Consider the following 13,923-nt stretch of genomic DNA (forward strand, 5'->3'; position numbering starts at 1 on the left):
CAGAGGGAATCAGATCGCGTTCTGCTGAAGCACCGTGATGGCTTCTTCCTTGTCCATCATCGGGACGAGTTCTGCCATCACGTCCCGACGCTCCTGGGAGCGGTACCAGCGGTCCCAGTCGGCTTCCGAGCGCCAGTTGGCCAGGGTGATCCGGTGATTGGAGTCGTGGCTGTCGACCAGGGTCTCGCCGGAGATGAAGCCCGGCGCCGCCACAGCCTGCTGTAGCACCAGACGGGCCCGCTGTTCATAGGCTTCTTCCAGGGATTCGGCGATATGGCGCTCGATCAAAACCCGTATCATGGTTTTCCTCCGTATATTTTTACCTGTTATAAACAGGAATTTAGCACGTATTTCTGAAAAATCAGCTTAACCAGAAGGAGTGATCGTTTGACGGCCACTGAATTTGACGCCGAACTTGATGCCCGGGGCCTGTTCTGCCCGGAGCCGGTCATGATGCTCCACAACCGCATCAACGACGTCGAGCCCGGCGGCGTTCTGCGTGTGGTGGCGACCGACCCTTCCACCACCCGGGACATTCCTCGATTCTGCCAGTTCCTCGGGCACGAACTGGTGAGCCAGGCGGAGCAGAAGGGGGAGTTCGTCTACCTGATTCGTCGTGGCGGATGATCCGGCCGTCAGGTCCGGATCGGTAATCGCTCAAGGTGGGTCAGAAATTCCCGCTTATCCATCTCGCCGAGGATTCGTTGGTCTTCGAGTTCGTCGCCATCAGCCTGGAAGAAAAGGATCGCAGGTGGTCCGAACAGGCCAAGTTCGTTCAGCAAGGCCTGCTGCTCGGGCGTATTCCGGGTCATGTCGATCTGCAACAGCGTATAGGATGACAGTGCCTGGCCAACCTGGGCATCGCTGAAGACGTTGCGCTCCATGACTTTGCAGGAAATGCACCAGTCCGCATAGAAGTCGAGCATGACCGGTTGATTCCGGTCCCGGGCAGCCTGCAACAGCCTCCGGATTTCCGCTGGTTCCTCGACCCGTTGGAACTCGGCGTGGCTGCTGGCCGCCTGAACTGAGGGTGTCGACGAGGCCACCGTGAATGGTGCCAGGGGTTTGAGTGGGTCGTTGGCGCCACCGACGGCCCCGGCAAGCAGTGCCACGCCATAAGCGAACATGATCAGTCCCACTCCCTTGCGGGTCCTTTGCCAGCCGGCCTTGGCGGCGTCAAAGGCGCCGAGCTGGACCCCGGTAATGGCAATCAGCAAACCCCAGAGGGTCAGTGCCACCCAGGCCGGAACGAGTCGTTCCACCAGCCAGATGGCCACCGCCAGCAGCATCACGCCGTAAAAGTGTTTGACGGCAGTCATCCAGTGGCCGGTGGTGGGCAGTAGCTTACGGCCGCCAACCGCAACCAGAATCAGCGGGACACCCATGCCCAGACCGAGCGCAAACAGGGCGACACCGCCGGTGACTGCATTCTGTGTGGTGGAAATGTACAGCAGGCTGCCCGCCAGTGGTGCCGAGACACAGGGCGAAACGATCAGCGCCGACAGGGCCCCAATGCCGAAAATGCCTGCGACCCGGGACCCGGTGAGCTTGTGGCTGGCGTTGTTGAGGGAATCCCGGACGAAACGCGGCAGCTGGATGTCGAACAGGTCAAACATGGACAGTGCAAACACTACGAACAGCGTGGCAAAGACGCCCAGAACCCACGGGGACTGCAACTGGGCCTGCAGGTTGAAGCTGGCGCCCAGCAATCCGGTCAGGACGCCGGCAGCGGCATAGGTCAGCGCCATACCCAGTACGTAGCTCCCCGAGAGCATAAGGGCATGGCCCGTGGTGCGGGTATTATGACCTGACACCAGGGTGGAGATGATGGGAACCATGGGCAGGACGCAGGGCGTGAAGGTCAGCCCCAGGCCCAGCAGGAAAAACAGACCGGCAATGATCAGGACAGATTGCTCGGAGAGGAAACCCGCCAGGCCGGTGGCCGAGTTGGTATCGACGGACCTGGCAGCGCCTGCGGCAGATGCAGATCCGGTCGCGCTGCTCGTCGCAGTTGCCGCAGAGCCAGTGCCAGCATCAGAACCGCCGGGGTAATAAAGTACCTCCCGGGTCTGAGGCGGGTAGCACAGCCCGGCCTCGGCGCAGCCCTGGTAGGTGACCTCGAGAGTGGCCTCGCGTGCACCCTCCGGCAGGTTGACGGGCACGCGAGCCTCAACCGGCTCATAGAAAACAGTGACTTCACCAAAGAATTCGTCGTTGGTGGTTTCACCCTGCAACGAGAAGGATGGTTCCCCCACGGTCACGCCGTCGGTGGCCGAGGTGACGGCAACACGGTTCTGATAAAGGTAGTGACCGGGCGTTATGTTCCAGCTCAGGGTAACCGCGCCCTGATCGGTGGTGTAGGTGAAGGGCAGCGCTTCGTCTACCGGAAGAAAATCACTGTCGCCACCGAACAGGCCTGAACCGGAACCTGAGCTGCCAAGGGCATGGGCCGGAGAAGCAAGCAGAGCCAGGCATGTTGCCAGGATGGTACAAATAGCGAAGGCAGTCAGGTAAGGGCGGTCGGCAAGGCTGCGGGTTGTCATCTGCAGTGCAAGTTCCCGGTTGTAAGTGTGTGGACGATTCCAGCTTCGAGGGCAGTGGACACCGGCTGGCGGGTAAAGTTCCCGCCGGTCTGGTATTGATTGCGTTAAAGTCGCACAATAGCCATCCAATGAATCACTGTCCAAATGATCTTATCATGCTGTTCAATGACCTGTTCCGGGAGCCGTTCCGGACGATTCTGGTCAGGGGCGGCTCAGAACCCGAGTACCTGCCCCCTGAGGGACTGTCCGGCCTCGCCCGGGTCGTATTCGCGCACGGTTATTATGCCAGTGCTTTGCATGAAATAAGCCACTGGTGCATTGCCGGTGAGTATCGCCGCACACTTCACGACTATGGCTACTGGTACTGTCCGGATGGTCGCACGCCGGAACAACAGCGGGCCTTTGAGCAGGTTGAAGTAAAGCCCCAGGCCCAGGAATGGCTGTTTTCGGTGGCTGCCGGCTCGTGCTTTCACATCAGCGTGGACAACCTCTCCGGAGACGGGGCCTGCGATGAACGGCGGTTCCGTGCCAATGTCCTCGCTCAGGCCGAACGTTACCTGGCAGAGGGCCTGCCAGCCCGGGGCCAGCAGTTTTTTGATTCACTGAAGAGTTTTTACGGAACCGCCCGGAACTTCGATAGCGCCTGGCAACAGGACGTACAACGCCTGGTTCCACCCAATTCGCTTTCCGACAGAGTAAGGAATACAGAGACTGTATGACATCTGACCCCAAACACACCGGCGATCTGAAGTTTAGTGACCTAAATCTTGATCAACGCCTGCTGGACGCCATAACCAACATCGGATTTGAATACTGCACGCCGATCCAGGCCGAGACACTCCCGTGGACGCTGGCCTGTGAAGATCTGATTGGTCAGGCCCAGACCGGTACCGGCAAGACCGCGGCCTTTCTGATCACCGCCATCCAGACACTGCTGGAAACACCGATTCCCGAGAAAGACCGCTTCGCCTCCGAGCCCCGCGTACTGGCGCTGGCCCCGACCCGGGAGCTGGCGATGCAGATTGCCAAGGACGCAGAGCAACTTTGCCAGTACACCGGGCACAACGTTGTCACCGTGGTTGGCGGCATGAATTACGACAAACAGCGGGATCAGCTCCAGAATGAAATTGTGGATATCCTGGTGGCCACCCCGGGCCGGTTGATCGATTTCCTGGGTTCCCAGGATGTCTTTCTGGACCAGGTGGACATCCTGATCCTCGACGAAGCCGACCGGATGCTGGATATGGGCTTCATCCCAGATGTGAAGCGGATCATCCGCAAGTGCACCCTTAAGGACGATCGCCAGACCCTCCTGTTCAGCGCCACCTTTAACCAGGACGTGCTCAACCTGGCGTCCACGTGGACCCGAAATGCCGAGTTTGTAGAAATCGAGCCGGAGCAGAAGACTGCGGAACGGGTCGAACAGACCGTCTACCTGCTGGGCGAAGATGAAAAACTCCAGGTACTGGTTAATTACCTGAAACGCCCGGAAGTGGAAAAGGCCATCGTCTTCGCCAACCGCCGGGACCAGTGTCGGGACCTCGAGGAAGACTTGAAAAACCAGGGGGTCAAGGTCTCCCTGATGTCCGGCGAGATCGCCCAGAACAAGCGCCTGCGCACCCTCGACCAGTTCAAGAAAGGCAATATCCAGGTACTGGTCGCCACCGACGTGGCCGGCCGGGGTATACACGTCAACGGCGTCACCCACGTGTTCAACTACAACCTGCCGGACAACGCGGAAGACTACGTGCACCGCATTGGCCGGACCGGTCGTGCGGGCAGTAAAGGAGTATCTATCAGCCTGGCCGGCGAGGACGACTCGTTCACCCTCCCGGCGATCGAGACCTACATCAACCAGAAGCTGAAAACCGAAGTTCCTGACGATACCCTCAGAGCCCCCCTGGAAAAACCGGCTATCACCCGAAAACGCGGTGGCCGCCGCAGTAGTGGCGGTGGACGTCCCCAAGGCGGCCGCGGCTCCCAGCGCCAGCGCAGGAACTGAAGGACGTAGACGACCATGCTGATCGTAGCTGACGAGAATATTCCGTTACTCGACTCCTTCTTCGGAGACATGGGCGAAATCCGCCGGGCTTCGGGCCGCAACATGAGCCCGGATGACGTCCGCGACGCAGACATCCTGCTGGTCCGTAGCGTAACCCGAATTAACCGCGAGTTACTGGAAGGCAGCCGGGTCCGCTTTGTCGGAACCGCCACCATTGGCACCGACCATGTCGATCTCCAGTGGCTGGAAGAACAGGGCATCCGCTTCTCCGCCGCGCCGGGCTGCAATGCGAACAGCGTCGTCGAATACGTTCTTTCGGTACTTTCACTTTATGCAGAGAGGCGTGGCCTGACTGACTGGACGAACCTGAGTGTCGGTATCGTCGGTGTCGGCAACGTCGGCGGTGAGCTGGCAGCCAAGCTGGAACGCCTCGGCTTCACTACCCGACTGTGCGACCCGCCCAGAGCCGAACGGGAAGGCGAACAGGGCCCGGAATTCGTCAGCCTGGACGAAGCCATGGAATGCGACGTGGTCAGCCTGCATACCCCGCTGACCCGGAACACCCCCCACGCCACATTCCACATGATCGGAGAACGCGAACTCGCCGGACTCACCTCCGACCAACTCCTGATCAGCGCCGGCCGTGGCGAGGTAATCGATACCTCCGTCCTCAAACAGCGCCTGACCTCCGCCAACCCGCCTCTCGTTGCCCTGGATGTCTGGGAGCGGGAACCGAAAATCGACCCGGAACTGGTGGACCTGGCCTGGCTGGCAACCCCCCACATCGCCGGTTACAGCCTGGAGGGCAAGGTTCAGGGCACTGAAATGATCTATCAGGCCCTGAGCACCTTCCTGGGCCTGCCGATCCGCAAAAAAGCCGGCCAGTTCCTCCCGGAACCGGCTTTAAGCAAGGTTTCGTTTACCTCGGCTGCAGACGAAGACAAGGCGATCAAGACCGCGCTCAGGGCCTGTTACGACCCTCGAGAGGATGATGCCCGCCTGCGTCTTGCCATGAACGGTAGTGCCGAGGAGAGAGGAGCGGCCTTCGATCGGCTGCGCCGGGACTATCCAGTGAGAAGAGAATGTTCCAGTCTGAAAGTCCAGCTGAAAGGAACCAGTAAGTCCCTGCAGGACAGTTTCAGAGCGATTGGTTTCAAGCTAAAGATCTAAGATCGATCGGACTTGAGGCGTGCTCGACAGTAGCGTTGCTGGTGGGCCCCTCCTTCCGAAACTGTGCGGAGCCATGGATGGCGGAGCTCAAGCGTCACAGGGGTGAGGCCGAGCGCTTATGAAGCGAAGCTTCATGCGACAGCCGAACGACTGCAATCTATGATTGCAGGCTGGACCCCGGAGGGGTGCCGCAAGGAGCGTGTTTCGGAAGGAGGGGCCCACCAGCAATGCGGGCAGGCCCCCGAAAGTTCATCAGAGATTCGCTTCCTGCAAAGCCCGAATACGGTCTTCCAGCGGCGGATGGGTCATGAACAACGCACTCAGACCGGCCCGTGCACCGCGATTGATACCGAACGCCTGCAATGAATCTGGCATCTGATCCGGCACCTCGCTTTCCTGTTTCAGCCTCGCCAGTGCATTGATCATGGCCGAACGACCCGCCAGCTGGGCGCCGGCAATATCCGCCCGGTACTCCCGACGACGGGAAAACCAGAACACAATCGTGCTCGCAAGGATGCCAAGAACGATCTCAGCAACAATGCTCACCACAAAGAAACCGATACCGTGGCCTTGCTCATTCTTGAACACCACCCGGTCAACAAACGAACCGATCACTCGCGACGCAAAGATGACAAACGTGTTCACCACACCCTGAATCAGGGCCAGAGTCACCATGTCGCCATTGGCCACGTGGCCGATTTCGTGGCCGAGAACGGCACGGATCTCGTCCTTGTTGAAACGATGCAGCAGGCCCTCGCTGACGGCCACCAGCGCATCATTCTTGTTCCAGCCGGTAGCGAACGCGTTGGACTGGGATGCCGGGAAAATGGCCACTTCCGGCATCTTGATGCCCGCGTTCCGAGCCAGTTCAGCCACGGTATCCACCAGCCAGCGCTCGGCAGGGGTGCGGGGGGATTCGATCACCTGTGCCTTGGTACTCCATTTTGCCATCGGCTTGGAAATGAACAGGGAGATCAGGGCACCGGCGAAGCCGAACACCGCGGCAAACGCCAACAGCGAGCCGTATTCGATGCCTTGCTGGTTAAGGTAATTGTCGACACCGAGCAAGCGCAGGGTAAAACTGGCCACCACAATGACCGCAAGGTTGGTCGCCAGAAACAGCAGTATACGCATGTTAATTCCTTGAAAGTTCAGTCAAAGGCACAATTCACCCATCTGACCGGAAGATGCGGTCCGGGTTCTCTGCTTCAAGAGTATTACCGCGATTTAATGGTAGCTGTTGTCGGCAAAAAAGGTAGCCTGCACCACCAGGCTTATGTGGGCGGAGTTACCACTCTTCAGCGCTTGGCGGATCAGGTGAATATGGGTGGAGAGGTCCCGCCGGACTGACCGGGGCAGGTTGTCGGTTTCCGCCACTTGTACACCGGCGGCATCGGCCAAGGCTTGAGGGGCCGGGGCGCTGAGCCTGATAAAGGCATCGCGGGTCAGCACAGCCTGGTCGAGGGCTTCCTGCCGGATGGTGTCCACATAGCGCAGCAAGCCTTCCTCCTCGAGCCAGAGCAGGGCACCGAAACAGGCCATGTGCCGCTTGCTGTGCAGACCGAACTCATCAGGCTCGTCCGGCCCGGCAATGTCTTCCACAAACAGGTTCACCCTGCGGGGGAAAACGCCGTAGAGCTGAACCAGGGCGACGGCGACGTCCTTGTAGAATTCCTCGACGTGAATGTCTGCCATAAATTGTCCGTTACTGCTGATATTTGCTCAGGAAATTGCCGAGGCGGCCCATGGCGTCCTCGAGCGTATCCGTTCGTGGCAGGAAGACCACCCGCAGGTGCTGCTTGTCATCCACGTTGAACGCCGACCCCTGCACCAGCAGGATCTTTTCCTGCAGCAGTAGGTCGAGCACCAGTTTCTCGTCATTGACGATGGGGAACTTCTTTGGATCCAGTTTCGGGAACAGGTACAGGGCGCCCTCCGGCTTCACACAACTGACACCGGGAATATCGTTCAGCATCCGCCAAGCGGTGTCGCGCTGCTCGAACAGGCGCCCCCCCGGGGCGACCAGGTCGTCGATAGACTGGTACCCGCCCAGGGCGGTCTGGATGGCGAGCTGGGCCGGTACGTTGGCGCAAAGGCGCATATTCGAAAGCATCTCGATGCCTTCCATCAGATCCGGGGCGCGGTGTTTAGCGCCGCTGATGATCATCCAGCCGGATCGGTAGCCGGCCGCGCGGTAATTCTTGGACAGGCCATTGTAGGTGAAGAACAGAACGTCATCCGCCAGGGAGGCGGTGGACACGTGCCGGGTTCCGTCATACAGGATCTTATCGTAGATCTCATCCGACAACACGATCAGGTTGTGCTTGCGCGCCAGTTCGATGACCTGCTCCAGCAGCTCCGTGGAATAGACCGCTCCGGTCGGGTTGTTGGGGTTGATCAGCACGATGGCCCGGGTACGCCGGGTGATCTTCTTGCGGATATCGTCAATATCCGGGAACCAGTTCTGTTCCTCGTCACAGTGGTAATGCACCGGCTTGCCACTGGACAGGGTCACCGCTGCAGTCCACAGCGGATAATCCGGTGCCGGAATGAGTACTTCGTCGCCGGTGTTGAGCATCGCCTGCATCGACATCACGATCAGTTCGCTGACGCCGTTGCCGAGATAGATGTCGTCGATATCCACCTTGTCGATGCCGCGTTGCTGACAGTAATGCATGACCGCCTTACGGGCAGAGAACAGGCCTTTGGACTCCACATAGCCCTGGGCCTGGTGCATGTTGTAGATCACGTCCTGCTGGATCTCTTCCGGCACATCCAGCTCGAACGCGGCGGGGTTGCCGATGTTGAGCTTGAGCACCCGGTGCCCCTCTTCTTCCAGCCGACGCGCCTCACGCAGGACTACTCCACGAATTTCGTAACAGACGTTATCGAGCTTGGCGGACTTGTAGTAGTTCTGCATGGATTCAGGTTCCTCGAGAGGTAATGCGGATACACAGCCGTCCGGTTGACGGAAGGCTTTATTCTAGCGGAGCGAAGGTGTGCTACAACAGGGTAATTATGATGAATTGTGGCGGATTTAGGGAGTAAACCTCAGGCGGGTTGCCGGTTTTGTGATCAAGCGGCCTGTAACGGCGTGTTATTTTCCATCGGACTTGGTCACAATCGGGGACCTCGCGCTCACCAAAGGAGACCAGAATGGCGCAATCCAGTATCTACGATTTTACCGTCCGCGATATTCAGGGAAACGAACGGAGCATGGAGGCCTACCGCGACAAGGTACTGCTGATCGTGAACACGGCCAGCAAGTGTGGGTTTACGCCCCAGTTTGAGGGCCTTCAGGCCTTGTACAAAGACCTGAACGAGCGGGGCCTGGAAGTTCTGGGGTTTCCCTGCAATCAGTTCATGAACCAGGACCCGGGAACCGACGAATCCATCAGTCAGTTCTGCAGCCTCAATTATGGCGTGGATTTTCCCATGTTTGCCAAGATAGAGGTTAACGGTGATGGAGCTCATCCCCTTTACAGGTTCCTGAAGCAGGAAGCGCGGGGACTGATGGGATCGGAAAAGGTCAAGTGGAACTTCACCAAATTCCTGGTGGATCGTAACGGCCAGGTTGTCCGCCGCTACCCGCCCACTACCAAACCCGAGGCGATCCGTAAGGATATTGAAGAGTTGCTGTAGCCGTTTTGTACCCCGGAATCCGGGTGTTACTCCCGGGGCGCCCAGCGACTGATGGTGCTGCGGAGCTCGTCCCGGTCGTAGGGCTTGGTAATGTAGTCGTTCATGCCAGCGGCAATGCAATCCTCCCGGTCGCCCTGCATGACATTGGCGGTGACCGCAATCACCGGCAGGCTTTTCCAGTTCGGGTTCTCGCGAATCTGTCGGGTGGCCTCATAACCATCCATGACCGGCATCTGGCAGTCCATCAGGACCAGATCATAGGCAGCATTCTTCAGGGCTTCCAGTGCCCGTTTGCCATTTTCGGCGTGGTCCACGCGGTGGCCAAGCTTTTTCAGCAGGCTGCTGGCGACCAGTTGGTTCACCTGATTGTCCTCCACCAGCAGGATCCGCAAGGGTCGGGTGGCAGCGGTGGGTACTTCCGTTGGCTGCTTCTGCGCATCTTCTGCCGGTATCAGTCCCGCTGCCCGGCACAGGCATCGATAGAACTCAGCCCGCCTCAGGGGGAGCGACAGGATCTGGTGGTCTGTATGGCCGTCTACGCTGTTGCCTCTGGCCTCGGCGAGAATGACACCTTCCCCGGGCCAGTTGTCCGCAAACGCCATGGTTTCGGTGTCACCGGCGTCGACCGTAGACAGCAGGATGCCCTCGGGATGTCGGCTTGCGCCCCGGACCGGTATTCCCCAGGCCCTTAACTGGGTCTCCAGTGCCAGACGGTGAGGATGAGTTGGAGGTACCGACAGTGCAACGCCAATCTGCCTGAGTTTGTCCGGAATCGATTCGACCGCCGCGCCCGTTTCCTCGTGAACGGGCAGGGGCAAGGTGACGGTGAAATGGGTGCCGCTGCCCTCCCGGGAATCCACCATGATCTGCCCGCGCATCCGCTCCACCAGTTGCCTGCACAGGGTCAGCCCGAGCCCGGTGCCTCCGTAGAGGCGAGTGGTATCGGTATCGGCCTGGGAGAAGGGCGAGAAGATCCGATGCAACCCTTCCCGGGACATTCCGATGCCGGTATCGATGATTTCCAGGCGCAGACTGCCCCCGGAATGGGTAGCCTTGATCTTCACATGCCCGGCATCAGTGAACTTGATGGCGTTGCTGATCAGGTTGTTGAGAATCTGTCGGGTCCGGGTGGGATCGCCCAGGAAGGTTTCCGGTAGTTCCGGGTCAATTTCGCTGACCAGGTCGATGCCCTTGGCCCGGGCCTGCTGGGAGTGCAGGGTCGCGGATTCCTCGATCAGGTGGCGCATGCTGAACGGAATATTTTCCAGATTGAGCTTGCCGGCCTCGACCTTGGAAATATCCAGAATATCGTTGAGCAGGTCAAGCAGGCTTTCGCCTGCATTCAGGGCGATCTCGATCCGGTTGCGTTGAACCGGGTCCAGCTCGCCCTCAAGCGCGACTCCCAGCATGCCCAAGACACCATTGAGTGGTGTGCGTATCTCGTGGCTCATGCTGGCAAGGAAGTTGGCCCGCGACCGTGCCGTGCGGACGGCATCTTCCTTGGCTCTCACCAGGGCGCGGTTGCCCCGCTGCAACGCCTTGTTCTTGTCAGAGATTTCCCGGGTACGGTCAGCCACTTCCTGCTCCAACTGATTGGAGTAGTTCTTGATGGCACTCTCCGCGTCTCGCAGATGTTCCAGGCTGGAGTCGATGGTTTCCAGATGCTGGTTTATGATGCCGACCATGGTGCCGATCTCGTCCTGCTCATGCCGGGCGGGCGTGGGCAGTCGGATCTTTTCCGGGGAATCGGCAGAAACCCGGCTCAGCGCAGCGATGACGTTCATCATTGGGCGCGTCAGTACCACGTAGAAAATCGCCAGCAGGGCACCCGACAGTGCCAGACTTTTCAGCAGGCCGCTGAAAAGGGTATAGGTGGCCCGTTTGAGGAACTGCAGTCCGTAGTGAAAGGTATCAATGGTGACTACGAGCTCCCCCAGGGGCAGGTTGGCAAGCTGCCGCACCTCGAGTTCCGAGCTGAAGGAGCGGCTGTCCCCGAACAGCAGGTCACTGAGCCAGCGGTAGGGAGACTCAGGGCTACTCTGATTGGCCGCCGCCATGGTATGCCCTTCGCTGTCGATGATACGGGCATCGATGGTGGCCGGATGGCGCAGCAGGCCATCAAGCAGTTCCTCGGCCAGGCGGACATCGATGTTGTACGCAATCTGGGATGCCGGGCTGTGACTGATCTCGATCAGTGCGTTGATTTCCGCTTCCATGGCATCCCGGGCACTGAAATAGTCCAGGGTGATCTGGACCAGGTTCAGCACAAGCCCCAGCGTCATGGCGACGAGAAGGGTGTCTCGGGTCAGCCTGTAGGAAAGTCGCTTCTTGAAGGTGTTGGTCACGGGTAGTTGCTGTCTCTATTTCCGGCAGGTTAAGCATCGGAGCCCGGCTACTGCGGTTTGCCGATAGTATTCAGCACGCGAGGGCAAGCGTAGCAGAAAAGGCGAATGAAATCCGTGTCCTGGATGACGCGGCCAAGCAGTTCTATAGATTTTGTGAATTCTCCGCCAAAACGGTATCATTGTAGTGAATGTTGTGATTGTTTGGCGACCCACATTATCTCATTTTCCCCTGACGCAACGCCGGAGCGCCTGATGGATCTTTCACGTGTCGACCTCAACCTGTTGGTGTATCTGGATGTGCTGTTGCGGGAACGCAACGTGACCAAGGCGGCCAACCACCTGGGGATTACCCAGCCTGCCATGAGTAACGGCCTGCGTCGATTGCGGGATCTCTTTGCCGATCCGTTGCTGGTCAGAACCAGTGAAGGGATGACCGCCACGGAACGAGCCAGGGAACTGCAGCCGCTGGTTCGAGGCATCCTGTCGGATATCGAGCAGGCGGTGCAGGAGAAAACGCCATTCTCGGCCATGGAGAGCCATCGTGTTTTCCGGATCATGGCCAGTGATTACGCCGAGTCCTGCCTGATGCCACGGGTCCTGCGTCGGATCCGCCAAGAGGCGCCCCATGTCACCCTGGATGTGCTGACTCCAAGTGACGTGAGCTTCCTGGACGTGGAGCAGGGGCGGCTGGATATGGCCATCAACCGCTTCGACAAGATTCCCCAGTCGTTTCACCAGAAGACGCTCTGGACCGAGTATTTTGCCTGCCTGATGAATGCCCGGAATCCGATCCTCAAAGAGCCGTTCACCCTGGATACCTACTTGGCGGCGAGCCATATCTGGGTCAGCAAGACCGGTTTTGGTGTGGGTGTGGGGGTGAATCCCAAAGACGTGCAGCGTCTTGGCTGGGTGGATGAGGCGCTCGGGCGCATGGGGGCCAAGCGGCAGATTTCCGTGTTCACCCGCCACTACCAGGTGGCTATGCTGCTGGCCGAGCAGCACGACCTGATTGCCACCCTGCCGTCACGGGCGGCATGGCTGCAGAAGGACAACCCCAATCTGGTGGTCAAGGTGCCACCGTTCGAAATACCTCCGTTTGAGCTGAAAATGGCCTGGAGCCCTTTACTGCAGCACAACACGGATCACCAGTGGCTGAGGAAGCTTATTGCCGAGGTGGCGGAGGAAGTGGATGAGGAGTTCGCGCCGTTCGGTGCCCGCTTCGAATCCTCGGACCTGCCGCAGGTCTGACATTCAGAGCGGTAGCTGGCGCAGCTCAAGGGAGCTTCTGCCAGCATCCCACATACGCTGAAAAGCTTCCGATAGCAGTCTCACCCGACCGCTATCGGAAAAGTTGCAGAAGCCATCAGGCTTGTAAAAGTCGTGGCGGTATAGCACGCCTTCCCGATCGATCAGCATGAACGGCTGGTCCTCCACCGGATAGTCGTCGTTCACCAGTTTCAGCTCGATTCGGCTGGGCAGGCGGCGCATCAGTTCCACCAGCTGGTGACGGCGTTTGACCAAGGGTTTGTCATCGTGGATCAGCAGCCGGACGTCGCTGAGGCGGTGGCGGCGGGCGAGGGCGGAAATCAGCTCCCGGAACCGGAAACGGTCGTACAGGTCGTGATCCAAAAACCGGTCATACAGCCAGATCCGCTGCCCCGCCTGACCGGCCAGGGAGTCCATCAGGGCCAGCATGCGGGTCTCGTTATCAAACAGCCAGCTTTGCCGATCCTCTCCCAGCAACAGGGGATGGTCGCGTTCCTCCAGTGCGGCTATGGCGAGCTCCGGCGCAAGGCAGCGCATGTCGTAATGGGGAATACCGGCATCGTCGTAGACGTCAGAGCACACATGGAAACCGGACCGTTGGTAAAAAGGAATCGCGTGTTCCTGGGCGGACAGCCGGACCTCATCATACTGGCCCGCGGCCTCGGCCAGCAGATGGCGGAGCAGCGCCCGTCCGATGCCCTTGCCCCGATAGTCCGGCAGGATTGCCATGCGGCCGATGTGCGCAGTTTCGTCAAGACTTGAGAACAGTCGGGCAACGCCCACCGGGGTGTTGTCAGGCAGTACCGCCAGGAAGTGATCCGCAATCTCGTCGGTATCGTCCCACTCCAGCTCCGGCGGCACCCGCTGCTCCTCGATAAACACGCGCTCGCGGATCTCCCGGATATGGCCGGGCGCCAGCTGCCAGTTGTACTTGCGAATCCGGGCAGTCATAACG

Annotated in this window: 13 protein-coding genes; 6 read left to right on the forward strand and 7 right to left on the reverse strand. The window is 59.4% G+C overall.

The genetic code is table 11. The annotated features are described in order from the left end of the window. Positions 1-9: 9 nt before the first annotated feature. Complete coding sequence (locus R6W86_RS13770; RefSeq protein ID WP_410329937.1) at positions 10-300, reverse strand: antibiotic biosynthesis monooxygenase family protein; 291 nt, start codon at positions 298-300, stop codon at positions 10-12. An 87-nt stretch (positions 301-387) separates the two neighbouring features. On the opposite strand from R6W86_RS13770, the gene tusA reads away from it, so the two are divergent. After that, on the forward strand, positions 388-627 hold the full coding sequence (gene tusA, locus R6W86_RS13775) for a sulfurtransferase TusA (protein ID WP_410329938.1): 240 nt from the start codon (positions 388-390) through the stop codon (positions 625-627). 8 nt (positions 628-635) lie between these two features. On the opposite strand, the gene dsbD is transcribed toward tusA, so the two are convergent. Further along, the gene (gene dsbD / locus R6W86_RS13780; RefSeq protein WP_410329939.1) at positions 636-2,543 is read right to left on the reverse strand and encodes a protein-disulfide reductase DsbD; all 1,908 of its coding nucleotides are present in this window, start codon (positions 2,541-2,543) and stop codon (positions 636-638) included. Positions 2,544-2,671: 128 nt separating this feature from the next. Here dsbD and R6W86_RS13785 point away from each other — a divergent pair, with 128 nt between their 5' ends. The 3 genes from R6W86_RS13785 to pdxB are packed head-to-tail and all read left to right on the forward strand — an operon-like array spanning position 2,672 to position 5,715. Beyond that, positions 2,672-3,262, forward strand: coding sequence for an elongation factor P hydroxylase (locus R6W86_RS13785; protein ID WP_410329940.1), 591 nt, complete (start codon positions 2,672-2,674; stop codon positions 3,260-3,262). After that, positions 3,259-4,545 (forward strand): DEAD/DEAH box helicase, encoded by a 1,287-nt coding sequence (locus R6W86_RS13790; protein ID WP_410329941.1) that lies wholly within the window; start codon positions 3,259-3,261, stop codon positions 4,543-4,545. Before R6W86_RS13785 ends, R6W86_RS13790 begins: the two co-directional genes overlap by 4 nt. A 15-nt stretch (positions 4,546-4,560) precedes the next feature. Beyond that, positions 4,561-5,715, forward strand: coding sequence for a 4-phosphoerythronate dehydrogenase PdxB (gene pdxB, locus R6W86_RS13795; protein WP_410329942.1), 1,155 nt, complete (start codon positions 4,561-4,563; stop codon positions 5,713-5,715). A gap of 252 nt (positions 5,716-5,967) precedes the next feature. Here the strand turns inward: pdxB and htpX are convergent, their stop codons facing one another. The 3 genes from htpX to R6W86_RS13810 all read right to left on the reverse strand — a co-directional run bounded on the left by htpX (position 5,968) and on the right by R6W86_RS13810 (position 8,635). Further along, entirely contained in the window at positions 5,968-6,849 is an 882-nt protein-coding gene (htpX, locus tag R6W86_RS13800; protein WP_410329943.1) for a protease HtpX, read from the reverse strand. Positions 6,850-6,942: 93 nt separating this feature from the next. Then, entirely contained in the window at positions 6,943-7,410 is a 468-nt protein-coding gene (locus R6W86_RS13805) for a hypothetical protein (protein WP_410329944.1), read from the reverse strand. A 10-nt stretch (positions 7,411-7,420) separates the two neighbouring features. Beyond that, a complete protein-coding gene (locus R6W86_RS13810; RefSeq protein WP_410329945.1) occupies positions 7,421-8,635 on the reverse strand; it encodes a pyridoxal phosphate-dependent aminotransferase in 1,215 nt (404 codons plus the stop codon). 236 nt (positions 8,636-8,871) lie between these two features. Here R6W86_RS13810 and R6W86_RS13815 point away from each other — a divergent pair, with 236 nt between their 5' ends. Next, a complete protein-coding gene (locus R6W86_RS13815; protein ID WP_410329946.1) occupies positions 8,872-9,357 on the forward strand; it encodes a glutathione peroxidase in 486 nt (161 codons plus the stop codon). Positions 9,358-9,383: 26 nt separating this feature from the next. Here R6W86_RS13815 and R6W86_RS13820 read toward each other — a convergent pair whose 3' ends face one another. Beyond that, entirely contained in the window at positions 9,384-11,639 is a 2,256-nt protein-coding gene (locus tag R6W86_RS13820; protein ID WP_410330015.1) for an ATP-binding protein, read from the reverse strand. Between the two features lie 315 nt (positions 11,640-11,954). On the opposite strand from R6W86_RS13820, the gene R6W86_RS13825 reads away from it, so the two are divergent. After that, positions 11,955-12,950 carry a LysR family transcriptional regulator gene (locus R6W86_RS13825; RefSeq protein WP_410329947.1) on the forward strand — a complete coding sequence of 332 codons (996 nt, stop codon included), beginning with the start codon at positions 11,955-11,957 and terminating at the stop codon, positions 12,948-12,950. A gap of 3 nt (positions 12,951-12,953) precedes the next feature. Here R6W86_RS13825 and R6W86_RS13830 read toward each other — a convergent pair whose 3' ends face one another. Next, the gene (locus tag R6W86_RS13830; protein WP_410329948.1) at positions 12,954-13,919 is read right to left on the reverse strand and encodes a GNAT family N-acetyltransferase; all 966 of its coding nucleotides are present in this window, start codon (positions 13,917-13,919) and stop codon (positions 12,954-12,956) included. Between the last annotated feature and the right edge of the window lie 4 nt (positions 13,920-13,923).

The sequence above is a fragment of the Marinobacter sp. genome (genome assembly GCF_046484525.1).
Taxonomy (GTDB): Bacteria; Pseudomonadota; Gammaproteobacteria; order Pseudomonadales; family Oleiphilaceae; genus Marinobacter.